15 protein-coding genes are annotated in these 16,809 nt (G+C 53.1%); 1 reads left to right on the top strand and 14 read right to left on the bottom strand.

Going from position 1 to position 16,809, the window contains the following annotated elements; translation table 11 throughout:
• Positions 1–284: 284 nt before the first annotated feature.
• The 4 genes from AR333_RS05865 to AR333_RS05850 form a co-directional block, all read right to left on the bottom strand.
• On the bottom strand, positions 285–725 hold the full coding sequence (locus AR333_RS05865; protein ID WP_367583964.1) for a GNAT family N-acetyltransferase: 441 nt from the start codon (positions 723–725) through the stop codon (positions 285–287).
• Between the two features lie 73 nt (positions 726–798).
• Complete coding sequence (locus tag AR333_RS05860) at positions 799–1,719, bottom strand: AEC family transporter (protein WP_068774351.1); 921 nt, start codon at positions 1,717–1,719, stop codon at positions 799–801.
• A 155-nt stretch (positions 1,720–1,874) separates the two neighbouring features.
• Positions 1,875–2,405, bottom strand: coding sequence for a DinB family protein (locus tag AR333_RS05855; RefSeq protein WP_068774350.1), 531 nt, complete (start codon positions 2,403–2,405; stop codon positions 1,875–1,877).
• A 90-nt stretch (positions 2,406–2,495) separates the two neighbouring features.
• A complete protein-coding gene (locus AR333_RS05850) occupies positions 2,496–3,860 on the bottom strand; it encodes a class I SAM-dependent rRNA methyltransferase (protein ID WP_068774349.1) in 1,365 nt (454 codons plus the stop codon).
• Positions 3,861–3,984: 124 nt separating this feature from the next.
• On the opposite strand from AR333_RS05850, the gene AR333_RS05845 reads away from it, so the two are divergent.
• Positions 3,985–5,448 (top strand): Na/Pi symporter, encoded by a 1,464-nt coding sequence (locus tag AR333_RS05845; RefSeq protein WP_367583961.1) that lies wholly within the window; start codon positions 3,985–3,987, stop codon positions 5,446–5,448.
• A 56-nt stretch (positions 5,449–5,504) separates the two neighbouring features.
• Here the strand turns inward: AR333_RS05845 and AR333_RS05840 are convergent, their stop codons facing one another.
• The 10 genes from AR333_RS05840 to AR333_RS24200 form a co-directional block, all read right to left on the bottom strand.
• On the bottom strand, positions 5,505–5,939 hold the full coding sequence (locus AR333_RS05840) for an NUDIX hydrolase (protein ID WP_068774347.1): 435 nt from the start codon (positions 5,937–5,939) through the stop codon (positions 5,505–5,507).
• Positions 5,940–6,262: 323 nt separating this feature from the next.
• Positions 6,263–8,668, bottom strand: coding sequence for a transglycosylase domain-containing protein (locus tag AR333_RS05835; protein ID WP_068774346.1), 2,406 nt, complete (start codon positions 8,666–8,668; stop codon positions 6,263–6,265).
• A gap of 318 nt (positions 8,669–8,986) precedes the next feature.
• Positions 8,987–10,051, bottom strand: coding sequence for an aliphatic sulfonate ABC transporter substrate-binding protein (locus AR333_RS05830; RefSeq protein ID WP_068774345.1), 1,065 nt, complete (start codon positions 10,049–10,051; stop codon positions 8,987–8,989).
• Between the two features lie 83 nt (positions 10,052–10,134).
• Positions 10,135–11,346 carry an LLM class flavin-dependent oxidoreductase gene (locus AR333_RS05825; RefSeq protein ID WP_068774344.1) on the bottom strand — a complete coding sequence of 404 codons (1,212 nt, stop codon included), beginning with the start codon at positions 11,344–11,346 and terminating at the stop codon, positions 10,135–10,137.
• 322 nt (positions 11,347–11,668) lie between these two features.
• A complete protein-coding gene (gene mtaB, locus AR333_RS05820; protein WP_068774343.1) occupies positions 11,669–13,027 on the bottom strand; it encodes a tRNA (N(6)-L-threonylcarbamoyladenosine(37)-C(2))-methylthiotransferase MtaB in 1,359 nt (452 codons plus the stop codon).
• A gap of 4 nt (positions 13,028–13,031) precedes the next feature.
• Positions 13,032–13,859 carry a 16S rRNA (uracil(1498)-N(3))-methyltransferase gene (locus tag AR333_RS05815; protein WP_068774342.1) on the bottom strand — a complete coding sequence of 276 codons (828 nt, stop codon included), beginning with the start codon at positions 13,857–13,859 and terminating at the stop codon, positions 13,032–13,034.
• Between the two features lie 199 nt (positions 13,860–14,058).
• On the bottom strand, positions 14,059–14,763 hold the full coding sequence (locus tag AR333_RS05810; protein ID WP_068774341.1) for a site-2 protease family protein: 705 nt from the start codon (positions 14,761–14,763) through the stop codon (positions 14,059–14,061).
• Between the two features lie 10 nt (positions 14,764–14,773).
• Positions 14,774–15,748: a 50S ribosomal protein L11 methyltransferase gene (gene prmA / locus AR333_RS05805; protein WP_068775143.1), complete on the bottom strand. Its 975-nt coding sequence runs from the start codon at positions 15,746–15,748 to the stop codon at positions 14,774–14,776.
• A gap of 494 nt (positions 15,749–16,242) precedes the next feature.
• Positions 16,243–16,614, bottom strand: a complete 372-nt coding sequence (locus AR333_RS05795) for a hypothetical protein (protein ID WP_068774339.1) — start codon at positions 16,612–16,614, stop codon at positions 16,243–16,245.
• The gene (locus AR333_RS24200) at positions 16,611–16,772 is read right to left on the bottom strand and encodes a YfhD family protein (protein ID WP_084783513.1); all 162 of its coding nucleotides are present in this window, start codon (positions 16,770–16,772) and stop codon (positions 16,611–16,613) included. Before AR333_RS24200 ends, AR333_RS05795 begins: the two co-directional genes overlap by 4 nt.
• Between the last annotated feature and the right edge of the window lie 37 nt (positions 16,773–16,809).

Below are 16,809 nucleotides of genomic sequence, written 5' to 3'. Positions count from 1 at the left end.
CCGCTCCTTTCGCGATCTTTAAGCAATCCTAATTCAATATAAATGGAATCATTCACCTTGACAAATATGGGGAATCTATGTTCCCTATCGATCTATTGTATCATAATTTACAGGAGAGAGGCCAAGACGGGGATGTGGGACATTTTGCAATTCTTACCGGAGACCTTCTGCCCTCAGGACAAAAGAAAAAGCCAGCCAGGTACTCCCGGCCGGCTGAATCAAACGGATAACCCGGACGCTCTCGTCCGCTGATTATCCCTATCCGTTCTTCACTTTGTACTAGTTTATGCGCCGTCTTCCAAATCAGCCGAGTAGTGGCAGCGGAATCTTTCGGTGCCGGGGTAAGTCTCGCCCAGACTGCTGATCGTGAATCCGATATTGCGGTAAAAATCAACCGTGTCTTCGTCCGTCTCTACGACGATTTCGCGCGGTTTTTTCAGCTCAATCAGCTCTAGAACCAGTCCGCGTCCATAACCTGCTCCCCTGCACTCCGGATGTACCGCAAGATGATGGATCGTCAGGGAAGAACCGGCGTCTACCGAAAAGCCGACTATACCGATTAAATCCCCCTGATCTTCGTAACCGTACAGCTGCTTCGCTGCATCATTCTCGTATGCAAGTTTAGCTTGCTCTATTCTCTCCGGATCGGGAAAGATAGCCGCCTCGAGCAGTTCGGCCACTTCTTCTTCCCTGATCTTGTCTTTGATGTCTATCAACATATTCATAATCCTCCTTGTTTGTAGGCCCACATAAGAATGGCATCCCCGTATTTCAAGCTCTCCATTCACGCGATTAAACTTATAGAAAAGGAAGCAGATAAATCACAAGTGTAACGGTAAACATACTCAGTACCGTAGACATAAACACCGCTTGCGAGGAGAAATCCGGCTCATTGTCGTATTCGACGGCAAGCAGCACACTGCTAAGGGACGTAGGAACGGCGCAGGACAGCACCAGTGCCTGGGCCATAGGTCCTTCCAAGCCAAGCAGCAGAACGATCAGCAGGCCGATCACCGGACCCATGATCAGACGCAAGAAGTTGGACCAGAGCACATCGGAGAACATGAACTTCCACTTCATGCCTCCAAGCTGCACGCCCAGCGTAAGTAAAGCCGTCGCCATAAAACCATCCGCAATGTAATGAAGCGGGGTATTAATCGGCTGCGGGATCGGGATCTCGAAATGCCTCAATAGAAAAGCAAGCGGGATCATATAAATCGTAGGCAGGAAAGCGACGGTTCTCAGAATGTCTTTCCAACTGCTCTTGTGGGCATTGACGTTGTAGACGCCCAAAGTATTGGGCAGCAGGTTCTGCATCATCATGATGATCATTTGAATGGACATGGTAAAAGCATCTCCGACAAACACCATCTGATTAAGCGGAATGGCATAGTTCGCACTGTTGTAGAAAACGACGCTGTTGCGCATAGCCCCCTTCATCCCGCCCTTGTAACGGCGAATCCGGATAAAAATCTCTGCCATTACGGAAATGGCCGTAAAGAACAGCAGGAAAAAGAACAAGACTTGTCCGAGTACCGCAACCGAAAGCTCCGACTCATATAATTTCACGAAGACAAGAGCCGGGGAAAATACGAAAAAATTCAACTTGGATAAGGTCTTGATATCGAGCTTAAACGCCCTGTACATGGCCGCCCCAATAAGGATCATAATGGACAGCGGGACGATATTATTCAGAAAAATATGTACGAAATAGGTCATAACTCATCACTTTTCATCTGGAATTGGTCTGGTCTTGATGCATGCACGCTTGCCGGCTTGAAATCATCCCTCATTGTATCACAGGATTCAAGCCTGCGGGGATGCAAAAAAGCCGGTATACAGCTTCGCAGCGTGTACCGGCTAATCTGGCTCGCTTAACGATTAGCTTCACGGATTCTTTGAAGCTGTCTCACGTGAGCCGTTTCATGAATAGCGATAAAATGCGCCCACTGGGTCGCGTTCAGCTCAAAGCCGAGCGGATGCGGGAACAGCAGATCGTTTGTATTCCGCTGCGCCAGTTTGGGAATGAAAGCTTTGGTCTTGGCTCTGACCTCTTCCAGCTTCTGGACCGCCTCCTCGTAGGAGAGCGTTCCGGTCGGCCGGGACGGTTCCGGCGCTTCGATTTTCTTGCCGATTACCCCGTTGTTCTGAATAATCTCCATCACATCGGTTACTTTGTCCTCCGGTGCCTCAGACGGCCCGACCGGCTCTTTGCCAACGACTTGAGTCAGCTGATAGAGGATCATTCCTTCCAGTTTGCTCAAATGCTCAACAACTTCAGTCACGGTCCAGCCGTCCGGTTGTTCTCTAAGCTGCTTCTCATCGGGGCCGAATGAATGAAGCACATTCATCAGATCCTGCCGTACTTTATCCATAAAAGGGTTGATATCCTGAAATTTAACCATGCTCATTACCTCCCGGGTTACTTGCAGTTCTAGGTGTTCAGCTTCATTGTATCACGCGGGAAGAGCAAAATGAAAAAACGGGACGGTCCTCTAACGGCTTCGTACCTCGAAAATAGCGAACTTCAAGTAATTGCCCTCATCGACGCCAAGAAGCCTCGGATGATCCTTGCCCGCCGCGCGGAACTCAACCAGCCGGAGAATTTTGCCGGCATCGACTGCCGCCGCGTGAATCGTCTCCAGGAACAGATCCGGCTGCATGTGGTAGGAGCAAGAAGCCGTCACGAGGTAGCCCCCTTCATTAACCAGCTTCATCCCGTGCAGGTTAATGTCCTTGTACCCGCGGCAGGCTCCTTCAACGGCGCTGCGCGTCTTGGCAAAGGCCGGCGGGTCCAGAATGACCACATCCCAAGTCCGGGCTTCGCCCACCGGCTTGGAGGTGTCGACCTTGGCCCCTTGTCCGGCCTGTGCTCTTTGGCGCCGGTCTTCAACACCTCTTACCTGCTTGCGTAAGTATTCGAACGCATCCGCCACCACAAACTCGACGCGGTCTTCAAAGCCGTTCAGCTGCACATTCTTGCGCGCGCTTTCGACCGCATGCTCCGAGATATCAAGGCAGGTCACTTTCTTCGCCCCGTATTTGCAAGCATTCAGCGTAAAGCTCCCCGTATGAGAGAAGCATTCCAGTACGGTAGCCCCGTCCCAGTAAGGGAACGTGACCACTTTGCCGTTGGCATTGACCGGAAGCTGCTGCAGCTTGCCTTCGTGCTCGATTTCGCGGACAGCGATCCCGCCGCTTCCTCCCCAGCCCGTCATCAGCGGATCAATCGCCGCGCGGTTCTCACGCTGATCGAAGAAATAACCCGTTTTCTGGCCCTGCTCGATATCCACCTCAATGTGCAGCCCATTTTCCAGGATACGGACATAGCGCGGACAGTCTCCATACAGCGGGCCCTTTAATTGCTCGAGCCCTTCCAGTTCTCTGACCGTTACATCGCTGCGCTCATAGATCCCTTGAGGGGCAAAAACCTCAACCAGCGCTTCCGTAATCGCTTCCCGGCATACATCCATGCCCAGCGTTAAAATTTGAACAACAAGGATGTCGGCAAACTTATCCACCGTAAGCCCCGGCAGAAAATCCGCATCTCCGTATACAAGCCGGTAAGAATCTGAATCCTCCAGAAAACGTTCCCGGTGGCGCGCACAGCGTCTGAACCGTTCCAAGAAGAACTCTTTGGTCATCGCCTCAAGCGGCTGATAACTGACTACCCGTCCCGTTATTTGAGACTTCGGATTGTAGTAGGCATAAGCAAGCACTTGTCCCGCATGGGTGCGTACTTCCACAACCTGCCCCGGGGCCGGTTCTCCCTCCACGCGTTCAATCTCACTTGCATAAATCCAGGGATGTCCCTGCTCCAGCCGTTTTTTTCTTTTTTTCTGCAACACAATCGCTGCCATGTAAGTGCCCCTTCCTGATGCCCGAATCCGCCTCTTGGCGGCGATAATTAAACTTTATGCGCACGATATGGACAAAGCCGATTGTCATGCCCTGTCCTGCACGTACATATATATGCTTCAATGAATGAATCAGACAACCCGTAACCCGGGAGAAAAATCAAAGGAGCTGGGCCTCATGTGGACGACTCTTGCACTTCCCCTGCTCGCCGGATTATCTGTTTTTTTGTTTGGCATGAAAATGATGGAGCTGGCGCTGCACCAGCTCGCCGGCCCTCACATCTACCGGTTTCTCGAAACCGCAACGAAGACACCGGCGCACGGCCTGGCGACAGGCACGGCGCTGACGGCGCTGCTTCAGAGCAGCAGCGCCGTCACCGTCATCTCGATCGGCCTCGTCAACGCCGGTGTGCTCACCTTCCCGAGAACACTCGGGATCATCCTCGGCACGAACATCGGCACGTGCCTGACGACCGAGCTCATCGGGCTGAACGTAGCGGGCATCGCGATCCCGCTGCTGCTGGCTTCTGCCGCCGTCTGGCTCGGCAGCTGGCTGGTCTCGCCGGGAGCCGGCCCAGGCCCCCGGGAGGCCGCGGGACGCGTGCACGAAGCGCCGGGATGGCCCCGCAGCGCCGAACTCCGCAGGGATGCCTGCACGGGCGGAGCGCCCGGGTCAGCAGAACTGGCCCAGGGCGGCACAGGGGCGCAGCCTGCGGTCCATATACGCGGCAGGGCGGGCAGCCGCTCGCGGCTGCTGCTGCATACGCCGGCCGCTGCCTCAGCAGACAGCTGCCAGGCTGAACCCGGCACAAGCATCCCAACGGCAGGGCAAGTGCATAGCGGCGGCGGGCAGGTGAGCCCTGGTGGCAGGCGGGCGGGGCGAGTCCCGCTGGCTAGCAGCAGTCTGCGGGCCGACTCCCGCCTGCCTGACCCTGGCACAAGCATCCGGCCAGCGGGGCAAGCGCACAGCGGCGGCGGGCAGGCAGACCCTGGTGGCAGGCGGGCAGGCAAGCCCGGGAACCCCCGCCGCTGGCTGCACGGCGTACGCTACGCCGCGCTGGCCGCTTCCGGGTTCTCGCTTGTGCTGCTCGGCATCCAAATCATGCAGAGCATCGGCCCTGCACTCGGGAACCTCGGCCTGTTCGCCTGGTTCATCGAGCATGCTAAGATCAGCCTGCTCTGGGGAATAATCGCTGGTGCCGCCGTAGCCGCACTGATTCACAGCAGCAGTGCCGTCATTGTCATGTCGATGGGGCTGGCCGCCAGCGGCGTCATTTCCCCTGAACTCGGAATCGCCATTACCATCGGTTCGAATGTCGGCACCTGTGTCACAGCTTGGATGGCAAGCATTGGCGGAACGCGTGCCGGCGTCTTTGTTGCCTGGTCGCACATTCTGCTCAATGTCGGCGGTGCCGCTTTATTCTTCCCGATGATCGGCTTGCTTCATGATGCGTCCGCCTGGATGACTTCCGACCCATCCGCTCTAATCGCGCGCGCGCAGACTTTGTTTAATATCGCCTGCTCCCTGATTGCTCTGCCGCTTTGCTACCTGCCCTTCAGCCGCAGCAAAAGTTTCCAGCCGCATACGTAAGCTCAGACCGGACCCGTGCACCTTACCGGTTCGGGCTTTTTATTTGCCTCGGGGTGCTACGCCCGAAATCCTATTTTCTCCAGAGCTTTACGCAGAATGCCGTCATTATTATCATAACCGGCTTGTACCTGTTTCTCCCACGCATCTTCCGGAGAAAACCACTCTACACCGTTTATTTCCTCAACCTGTGCCTGCAAGTCGCCTCCGACTGCCTCCACCAGGTAATAGTGCACTTCCTTATGTACAGTGCCGTACTCTTTATGCTCGTAATCATACGTTATCCTATCAAGAGGTTCTACAATCCGCCCGGTAATGCCCGTTTCTTCATTAATTTCCCGCAGCGCTGTTTCTTCAATGGTTTCACCCGGTTCCATCTTCCCCTTAGGAATCGTCATCTTCCCGAATCGGTCCTGGATCAGCTGCACTTCTGTTCGTCCGTCCTTCTTGCGGAACACCACGCCGCCGCCTGATATTTCTTTCATTGGAACCATCCTTTCACAATCCTCGTAAAGTCTTGCTTTAGTCACGCTTTTCATTCTAACTAATAAGGAGCCGGACAAGCAACCGGGTTTCGAAGATCACCTGAAGAAACCAACGGATCGGCTCCACCATAACCTCGCAGCACAGATAAATTTTAGTCGTTCTCTCCGATGCGCACCGGAGAATTACGGCGGCCTAAAGACACTTCTTGATAGCTTTGCTCGGGTTTAACCGTACATAAAATACGCCCAAATCACCAGTCCCTAGACTAGTGATTTGGGCGTACTTGTTTGATTTCTGTCCAGCCGAAACAATATTAAGCCAAAGCTCAAGTTTATTTAGCGCTTTCTTTGACAGTAGGCGTTTTCACGGGCTCTGGCGCTACCGGTTTGTCTTTCCCGTTTTCTTTATCCGGCTTAACCGGATCCTTGGACGGGCTGTCTTCCTCTTTACCGGGTTTACCAGGCCGGTCTTGATCCGTCTGGTCCGGTTTGTCTTTGTCCGGTTTGTCCTTGCTTCCTTCAGAATCTTTCTTCCCCCCGCCATCCCCCTTATTATTGGAAGGATCCGCCTTTTCCTTATCCGGCTTATTAGCTGTGCCGTCATTCTTAGCCGGAGTAGACGTCGGAGTGGGACTTGGCGAAGAAATGTCCGCTCTGTCAACCTTCTTAATCGGAGAATCCGCCTTGCCGGAGCTCCTCCTGCGTTCAGACGAATCATCGGCTGAGGCATACAGTTTGTCTTCTTCTCCGTTGATTCTCTGAATTTTACCGCCAGCCAGTCTATATCCTTTGGGTGGCTGGAAAGCGGTGACCGGACGGTTTTTGAGTGCTCCGCTCATGACTTTGCCGAACAGGTCTCCCGGAAGCGTTCCGCCTTCCGACGGAATATAGTGCTCCCGGTTCGTTACGGGATAACCGACCCAGACAGCCGTAACCAGCTCAGGGGTATACCCGACGAACCAGGCATCCTTCATTCCGTTGATTACTTTGCCTGATCCTGTCCGGAATTCAGCCACATCCGGCAGCTGCGTCGTTCCCGTCTTGCCGGCAACAGGATACTTGATCCGGGCACTGCGGCCCGTGCCATCCGTCACCACCTTCTGCATCATCTGCGTCATGGTATATGCGGTGTTCGCATCGATGATCTGATTTGTTTGCGGTTTTTCCTGCAGAATAACGTTACCGCTGCGGTCCACAATTTTGGATACCGCATAAGCCTTGGACAGTTTGCCGTTATTGGCATACATCGTGTAAGCCTGAGCCATGACAAGCGGCGAGGTGCCGTATTTCAGGCCGCCCAGCGCCAGACCGTACACACGGTCGTCATCTTCAAGAGGCAGACCGGCTTTGCGGCCGAAATCCATCGCTTTGCCGATCCCCACTTCTTTCATCAATGCAACCGCCGGCACGTTATAAGATTGCATCAATGCGGTCTCCATTGTTACCCAGCCATGAAACCTCTGACCGGAATTGCCGGGCTTGTAGCTGTTTCCGAATTCCGTCTCCACATCATTGATCAAATCCTGCGGCTTAAACCCTGCCAATAAAGCAGGCGTATACACCACAACCGGTTTGATCGTAGATCCGGGTTGACGCTGCAGCTGTGTCGCATAATTGAAAGCGCGGAATTCACGCTTCTCGCTGCGTGAGCCGACCAGTCCGCGAATGGCGCCCGTCTTTGAATCCAGCACGATGACGGAGCTTTGCAGACCGCCTTTATCGCCCGGGAAATTTTTCTTCTCCATGTACACGGCCTCTGCCGCGTCCTGGACAGCCGGATCGAGATTCGTATAGATCTGGAGACCCGAAGAAAGAATTTCTTGCTCGGACAATTTAGTCTTGCTCAGTGTTTCCTCGATCACGTGATCGACATAACTTGGATATTTGTTCGTGGCCGCAAGCGACGATTGGTCCGTAAGTTTAATCGGCTCGCTCTGAGCCTCATTCTTCTGCTCCGCCGTTATTTTCCCCTGATCCGCCATCAAAGAGAGCACAAGATCACGGCGTTCCTTAGCTTTCTCTATATTGTTCAGGGGTGAATATACATTCGGTGATTTCGGCAGTCCTGCAAGCAGCGCCGCTTCGGCAAGTGTCAATTTCGAAGCATTCTTGTCAAAATAAGTCTGGGAAGCCCGTTCGATTCCCCACGCGCCTCTGCCGTAATAAATATAATTCAAATACAGCTCCAGAATTTGATCCTTGTTGTAATTCTTTTCGATTTTCAAGGCAGCTACGGCTTCATTCACTTTTCTTTCCAGCGTCTGCTCGGAAGAGAATAGCATGACTTTGGCCAGCTGCTGTGTAATGGTACTTCCTCCCTGAACCACATCACCGTTCCGCAAATTCGTATACATGGCGCGGCTAAGGCCCTTAAAATCAATTCCTCCATGCTCATAGAATCGGGAATCTTCCACGGCAATGATGGCATTCTTCAAATTCTCCGGAAAATCAGATAGCGGTATGTACTCCATCCGTGAATTAGTTAATTCCGTTATCAGTTTCTGATTAGCATCGTAAATCCGGAGCGATTGAGGCGGTTCCTGAGACAGTTTGGTGATATCGGTCTGCTCGTACATGGTGAATCCGGTTTTGGCAGCCCAACCGGCTGCTCCAAGACCGATCGTCAGTATACCTATGAAGACAACTCCTGCGATTCTGCGAACCGCTTTCTTTTTCTTTTTTTTGGGCGCCGTAACGGTAGTCTTCTCTAGCTCGGCTTTGTGCTGTGTGTTGGCCATAAGTCCCCCTCCGTCCAACGTCTATGGAAGTTCTCTTTTACCTCTTACCCAACAGCACTCTCCGTCTAAACGCGCAAAAGTAAATAAGCTTCATAACAAAAGAAAAACAGCGTCAGGAGGACGCTGTCATTCATTAGATGAGGAACGTTGCCAGTGGACTCACCCCAAGCTTGCTAAGAGGCTGTAGTGGATTACTTCCGTAATCGAGACTGTAAAATGCAGCTGATACAGCTTAAAAGAGGAATGGTTGAACGGGGAAACAGTAGGCTGCAAAGCAGATTGCCTCTGTTTATTTAGCATTTACGGATGAAGACAGTCCTATGGAGCAGCGGGGACAGCAGCAGTTCCCCCCAGCTGAGCCAGTGCCTGCTTGATAAAAGTATTGTCCACGACCTTCGTAACATCAATTTGCTGCTTAATCGCTTCATTCTCATGCATGAAGTCCGCCGTCGTCTGCTGCGCTTTTATAAACTCATCCGAAATAACGGCGTTCATCGGCTCCGTATTCTCCAGAATTTTCCGCACCGTCTCAGGCTCCAGTTTCTTGGCCTTTGCCAATATCTCTGCCGCTTCATCCGGGTGCTCCTCCATCCATAGGCGTGCCTCTTCATAGGTTTTTAGGAACAGTACCGTTAATTCGGGGTGCTCCTTCGTAAACGCGGTTCGCGCGACCGCAAACCCTGGTCCAAGCAGATTCAGCTCCTCCCCATCGGCAAGGATGCGGGCGCCTGAAGTTTGAACTTCATTGGTGATAAAAGGCTCCCAGACGGCCCATGCGTCTACAGCACCCGAACCAAAGGCCGGCTTAGCCTCATCGGGCTGGAGCTGGACGATCTTGATATCCTTAGGCTGCACACCCGCCTTGGCCAGCGCTCTGTACAAGAAAATCCAGCCGCTGCTTCCTTTGGCTACAGCTACCTTCTTTCCTTTTAAATCCTGGACGGATTGTACCGGACTTCCTTTGGGCAGCAGGATGGCGTTGCCCTTTTTACCGTCCCCGGTAACAGCGATTTCTTTAAAATCCAGATTCGATGCCTGGGCGGCGATAACAGGTCCGTTACCGACCATTCCGAAATCCAGGCGCCCGGCTGTAATCGCTTCAAAATGGGGAGGTCCGCTTTGGAACTCATGCCATTTCACCTCGGCTCCTGCCTTGGCGTATGCTTCCTCGAACCACTTCTTTTCCCTGGCGATCAACAGCGGTCCCAGGCTGTGCTGGATGCCGATGTTAACCACCGTTTTCTCTTTCTTCTGGCCGAGGGAAGCGCCCGACTCTCCTCCGCTTGAAGCCAGCTTAGCGGAACAGCCCATTAACCCCGGCACAATAAGTGCGGCGGCAAGTAAAAGCGACGTATACCGGGTTTTACGTACTTTCAGCATCATGCTCCCCCTTTTATTTCAAAATCAAATGTCACCTTCCTGCGGTCGTTTCAACGATTGTAAAATTCTCGCATCCGCGTCCTTCTTTACACCTCAACGGTGACCTCTTGGTTGGTGTGGTTGGTTTGGTTGGTACGTTGCACCAGCTTTTCCTTAAAAACCGGCAGCAGCAGATCTCCCGTAATTTGAGCCTCTTCCAAGTTAGGATAGCCCGATAAAATAAACGACGAGATTCCAATGTCAACAAACTCAAGAAGCCTGTCCGCTACCTGCCCGGGTGTCCCCACGAATGTCATAGCGCCTCCGCCCCGCAGAATCGAAATTCCGGCCCATAAGTTAGGCCCGATGAGGTATCCATTATCACGCGAGCCTTCCCGGAGCTGATTCTGCCTCTGCTGGTTCGTGGCATCCGTTTCTTTGAAACGGTGGCTGGACCATTCCACCGCTTCCGGCTCCACCTTCGAAATGATTTCCCACGCTTCTTTCCAAGCTTCCTCCTCGGTAGTCCGAACAACAACTTGCGCTCTGAGCCCGTAACGAAGCTCCCGGACCGTCCCCTTCTCAGCTTGTACTTCACTCCGAATCCGCTCGACTTCTTGAATCTGCTCCTCGATCCACGGAAGAGGCTCTGCCCACATCAAGTAGACATCCGAAGTTTCTACGGCGGTTCGTTTGCCAGCCTCAGAACTGCCCCCAAAATAGAGGGGAGGGTGCGGCTGCTGCACAGGCAGCGGCAAGCCCGCCCCGTTCTCCAGCTCATAGTAGCGGCCTTTAAAATTAACTTTCCCGTCGCCGCCATAGTGGTAACCTCCCCCTGCCAGGAACTTCTCTCCGCTTTCATTCGAGCGCGTCCATATGCTTTTGACAATATGAAGGAATTCCCGCGTCCGTTCGTAGCGTTCATCGTGCGCCAGCGCGAGAGGATCTCCCGTAGCCTGCAAATCGCTCGGCGAGCCGCCGGTCACGACGTTAATCAGAGCCCGGCCTCCCGAGATCACATCCAGCGTGGCGGCCATCCGTGCAGCAAGTACGGGAGCGATCAGCCCCGGTCTGAGGGCGACCAGCGGCTTCAGCGTCTTCGTATGCACGGCAATAGAGGAACCGACGATCCATGCATCCAGGCAAGATCCGCCCGTCGGTATCAGTGCAAAAGTAAATCCCGCCTTTTCCGCTGTCTGGGCGACTTCAATCATATAATCAGCGGTCGATTCTCTCTCCGGCTCCACACCTATGTACTTGCCGTCACCGGTCGTGGGGATAAACCAGCCGAACTCCACATCCTGTTTGCCAACTGTCATACTCTTTCACTCCTTATATATTAGTTAACACATGTTTTTACTCGGAATTATAAATAAAAAATTTTGTTTTCATACTTCAGCATCGTGCCTCAAACAACTATTGACAAGAACTGAAGCAATAGCTGCCCCATTCTGCCAACCCTTGTTTTTCCCTCCTTCCCCTGCTGAGAATCAACTCCCGCTTCTGCTGGGCGGACAACAAAAAAGCCGGAAACAACAAGCCATAATCGCTTGTGTCTCCGGCGGTCCGGTAGAGGGCTTCAATTAGATGTACCCCATCTTATCACCGCATATATGGTCTGTCAATACATATCTTACAATTTTAAACAATTGCTTGAATACGTTCTTCTGCCGCCTTGGCATCCTCTGTACGAATCAGAACACCTTGAGATTCATTGACACCGGCTTCGTTCACCTGTACGGTGCACACTTTGCCGATCATCTCTTCCGGTGCATTGAATACGACCTGCAGGTAATTGTCCGTGTAGCCCATCAGCAGTCCGCTGTCTTCCGCGGCACCTTTATACGTGCGCTCCGGAATGACTTCAAGCTGCTTCCCGACAAATTGACGGGCATATTGCAGCTGCATCCGCTCCGACAAATCAATCAGCTCATGAACACGCGCATTCTTGATTTCTTCGTCAACCTGATCCAACATCCGTGCGGCAGGCGTGCCTGTCCGCTTCGAATAAGGGAAGACGTGCATCTCGGAGAATTGCATCTGCTCCATGAACGCATACCCTTCCCGGAACATTTCGTCCGTCTCTCCCGGGAATCCTACAATTACATCCGTCGTTATAGCGGCTCCCGGCATCGCCTTCTGGATCAGCTCGATTTTGCGGCCGTATTCGGCGGTCGTGTACTTGCGGCGCATCCGTGCCAGGACCTGATCATTACCCGCCTGGAGCGGGATGTGAAGATGGCGGCACATTTTATCCGAAGTGTTCAGCACTTCCAGAACCTCATCGGTAATCTGGCTCGCTTCAATGGATGAAATACGGACGCGCTTCAAGCCGTCCACTTTATCCAGATCCCACAACAGGCGTGCCAGGCTGTAGTTCTCGATATCCTCGCCATAGCCTCCGGTATGAATCCCGGTCAGGACAATTTCCTTATAGCCGGCGTCCACCAGCATGTGAGCCTGCTTCACCACGCTTTGCGGTTCACGGCTGCGCATGAGTCCGCGCGACCAAGGAATAATGCAGAAGGTGCAGAAATTGTTGCAGCCTTCCTGGATTTTGAGGAACGCACGGGTCCGGTCCGCAAAATCCGGTACATCCAGCTCTTCGAACTCGCGTGTCTTCATAATGTTGCGAACCGCATTAATCGGCTTGCGCTCATCTTGAAACTGCTTGACAAGGGTCAGAATCTGATCACGGTCTTGTGTACCGATAACCAGATCCACACCCGGAATCGCCATAATTTCAGCCGGCGACGTCTGCGCATAGCAGCCGGTTACCGCCACAATCGCTTCCGGATTACGGCGGACGGCGCGGCGGATCATCTGCCGGCTTTTCTTATCGCCCGTATTCGTAACGGTACATGTATTAATGACGTAAACGTCTGCGGTATGTTCAAAATCGACCTGTTCGTAGCCTTCGTTTTTGAACAGCTGCCAGATCGCTTCCGTATCATAAAAATTCACTTTACATCCTAGGGTATGAAATGCCACTGTTGACATAACTTTATCCTCCCATCTCTCCTGATTCGTATAAGATGCACGTCAAGCCGACCATAGCGGCCGTTTCCGTACGTAGAATTCGCCGTCCCAGCGAAACGGACACGCAGCCCGCCGCTTCCGCTTCCTGGATCTCCTGCTCGCTGAATCCGCCTTCGGGCCCGATAATCAGCAGCAATCTGGCAGGAGCCTGCGCAGATAAGCCCGCTTGCTGTCCCTCGGATAACCGGACACTATGTACAGCTTCACCGGAACCCTCTGCCCTTGCATCGTCAAAATAACGCCGGATAGCCGTACCGATTCCGAATCCGTCTTCTTTCTCATAACAGATCCAGGCCCCGCTTGTTTCTGACGCACGCTGAAGAAGATTCTTCCAGGACAGCACGGGCTCGATAACCGGAACACGGTTCCGGTGCGCTTGCTCCGCTGCTTCCTTGGCAATCTTACTCCAGCGCTCCGTGCGCTTCGCTTCTTTCTTCGCATCGTATTGAACGACCGTCCGCTCCGATACGAACGGCAGAAAACGAGCCGCGCCAATCTCGGTCCCCTTCTGGATGACCGTCTCCATTTTATCGCCTTTCGGCAGACTTTGCGCAATCCATACTTCTACAGCAGGTTCCGCTGTCATCGCCAGAATTTCGACAATTTTCGCCTCGACCTTATTCTTATCCACAGCTGTAACTTCAACAAGAACTTCCCGGCTGACCCCATCGCTGCAAATACAGCGGTCGCCTTCTTCGGCGCGCATAACACGCGCAAGATGGTGAGCATCGTCACCCGTTATCTGGACTGTATCCTCGCCGAAATTCTGAGCGGGAACAAAATATCTTTGCATTGCGGCCACTCTTTCTTTGTCAGGACTCAAAAAAGCATACATTTTATCTTACAATGTTCTTGCTTCAAAAGCTACCTTTGGGGGTAATTTCATGGGTCATTTGGAATTGCATCTTTGTAACAGCAAAGCGTGTATGCACCTGATTTTCCCATTAACAAGGTTGCTTCCCGGTGTAAGAAAAACTCCGCCCGGCCTATCGTTACAAACCGCCGGAAACACGGAACAGCTGCTCAACGGGTATCCTGAAGCCGAAGATACTGCTTAATGCTGTATTAAAGCCTGCAATAATATCATACTGGAGCGCAAAAATCGGTCCCAGCGTAACCCGGTACAGAGGCTCGATAAATACCAGCAGCAGAAGTACAATCATCCCCCACTGTTCATACTGGCGCATTTTCTCACGTCCGGCAACCGGCAGCACATCCTCCAGAATCCGGTAGCCGTCCAGCGGCGGGACAGGCAGCAGATTCAGAATAAAGAGTACAATATTGATTTGGACTAACAGGACCAAGAAGAGAAGAGCCGCTTTCTGTGTACCCGTCGACCATGTCTCAATGCCGCCAAAAGTCCACAGCAGGTACAGGATAAGCAGGCCGATAAAAGCCATCACCAGATTGCTGAGCGGACCGACGGCACTGACGATCACGCCCATAAGCCGGGGCTTCTTAAAGTTGGAACGGCGCACAGGCACCGGCTTGGCCCAACCGAAACCCACGAGGATAAACACAATGGTTCCGAATACATCCAGATGAACACGCGGGTTCAGTGTGACCCGGCCTTCGTTGTAAGCCGTAGAGTCTCCGAACTTATAGGCCGAATACGCATGCGCGAATTCGTGTACCGTGAACGCAAGGATGAGCACGAGCAGTACAAAAGGAATAACATCAAAACCGTATGCGAGCAAGTTAGTCCACCTACCTCTTCCGTGCTACCATCGCTACCCATTCTCCGTCACGGCGGACCGCCTCGACCTCGAAACCGGCAGCCAGCAGGCCGTTTTCTACATCCTTTTCCTTGCTTTGTATAACGCCGGATACGACATAGTATCCATCTGGTGTAAGCACTTTGTATACATCGTCCACGAAGAGCAGAATGACTTCCGCCAATATATTGGCGACCACGATTTTCACAGGCAGGGTAACTCCCAGGTCCGCTCCGTGGCCTGCTTCACTCTCTTTGAATACTTGCAGCAAATCGCTCAGCTTGACATGAATCCGGTCATCCAGGCCGTTAAGGACGGCATTCTCGCTTGCACTGGCTACGGCTACAGGGTCGAGATCCACCGCAAGAACGCTCCGTGCTCCAAGCTTGGCAGCCGCGATCGCCAGAATTCCCGAGCCCGTACCGACATCAATAACGTCTTCGCCGCCTTGAATCACCTCTTCAAGTGTTTTGAGGCACAGGGAAGTAGTAGCATGCGTCCCGGTTCCGAAAGCCATGCCCGGATCGAGTTCCAGAATTAATTCTTCCGGAGATGCTTCATATTCTTCCCAAGTCGGCTTAATCGTTAAACGCTCCGTAATGCGGGTCGGCTTAAAATACTGTTTCCATGCATTCGCCCAATCCTCTTCATCCACTTCCCGCAGTCCGTAAGCCGGTGTTCCGATATCAATCCCGAACTCCGTCAACCCTTCAACCAGCTGCTTCAGTTCGGTCATAATGGCCTCCAGAGGCGAACCCTCAAGGAAGTACCCTTTAATCTCTGCAAATCCTTCCGGAATATCATTGAGCGGGTGCTCGTAAAACTGTCCCATCGAAGTATCCCGCTGTTTATTTAAAGTACCTGATTCTTCGATTGAAACGCCTCCGGCCCCAAATTCATGAAGGAAATTGGAAATCATTTCGGTCGCTTGTTCGGTTGTATATACGGTTATTTCATGCCAACGCATCGTCATCTTGTCCCCCTTGCGGATTCTGCTTTCTATCCGCTTACATATCTAGCTATTGTACACTACTTTACATGCCCGGTAAAACTTGCTTCCGCTCTTTTTTCGCATAAAAAAAGGAACACCTGCGTCCGCCCTTAAAGAGGGAGGGTGCTCCATTTCCATCCGGTTCCAACACTCTGCCACATTCAATATCATAAACAGCTGTGACGGCCGTATACAGGCGGCCGCTCAAAGCCGTACCTACCACTCCCGGTTCATAAAGCCGGCTGCACTCAGCCTCACTACAAACACCCGCATTCAGCACGTTACTCGCATCCCTCGGTATTCAGAGCCTCGGGCCGCAGCGTTGTGGAATGCCGGTGATTCCCGCACAGAATCAGGCAGGCCCGCCGGCGCGGCCAACCCAGCCGTTCACCCGCAGCCGGATGCGGCTTGGCTGGCAAAACTAAGGTCCCGTCCACTCATATGGACGGGACCTTGGAGCTGCGGGGCTCTCAAATCTCGCCCCCGCACTGCTCAATAACGCGCACCGCCAGAGGCCGGGTGCTCTCCTCCACCACGACCGTCAGCAGGATATCCCTGCCGGTCGGCATTCCCTGACCGCCATCGCTCATTCCGCTCGCGGTCGTATCCGACGCGCCTAGAATACCCGCGTCAGGACTGAACCACTCGGCAGCCTGCGTCAGATTGCCAAGGCTGGCAAAGTCTCCGCTCAGCGGGTTCATCACCTGCTGGACGTCGTTTCCCTGATAGCGGTCGATCCGATCGATCTGAAGATCGATCGCACGCAGCGCTCTCAGTTTAGCGGCCGCCGCTTCCGCCTCCTCCGGCGATTTGAAAGCCGCCAGAATGCTCTCCTCGCTCATTCGCTGATCCGCTCCTGGCGGCTGTCGGCCGCTTCCGCACGCTGCAGCGCTTCGAGGTCTTCCGCATCCGCCAGTTCTGCGCTGAATTCGACATCCTCGCTCTTCCCGATCGGAAGCTCGTTCTCTTGATTCTGCTTCTCATTGCGATTGTTGCTCATGACAATGGCCTCCTTTATGACAAACTACCCAGTAGCA

The sequence above is a fragment of the Paenibacillus sp. FJAT-26967 genome (assembly GCF_001541095.1).
Classification (GTDB): domain Bacteria; phylum Bacillota; class Bacilli; order Paenibacillales; family NBRC-103111; genus Paenibacillus_F.
This window is presented reverse-complemented; position numbering and strand designations above follow the sequence as displayed.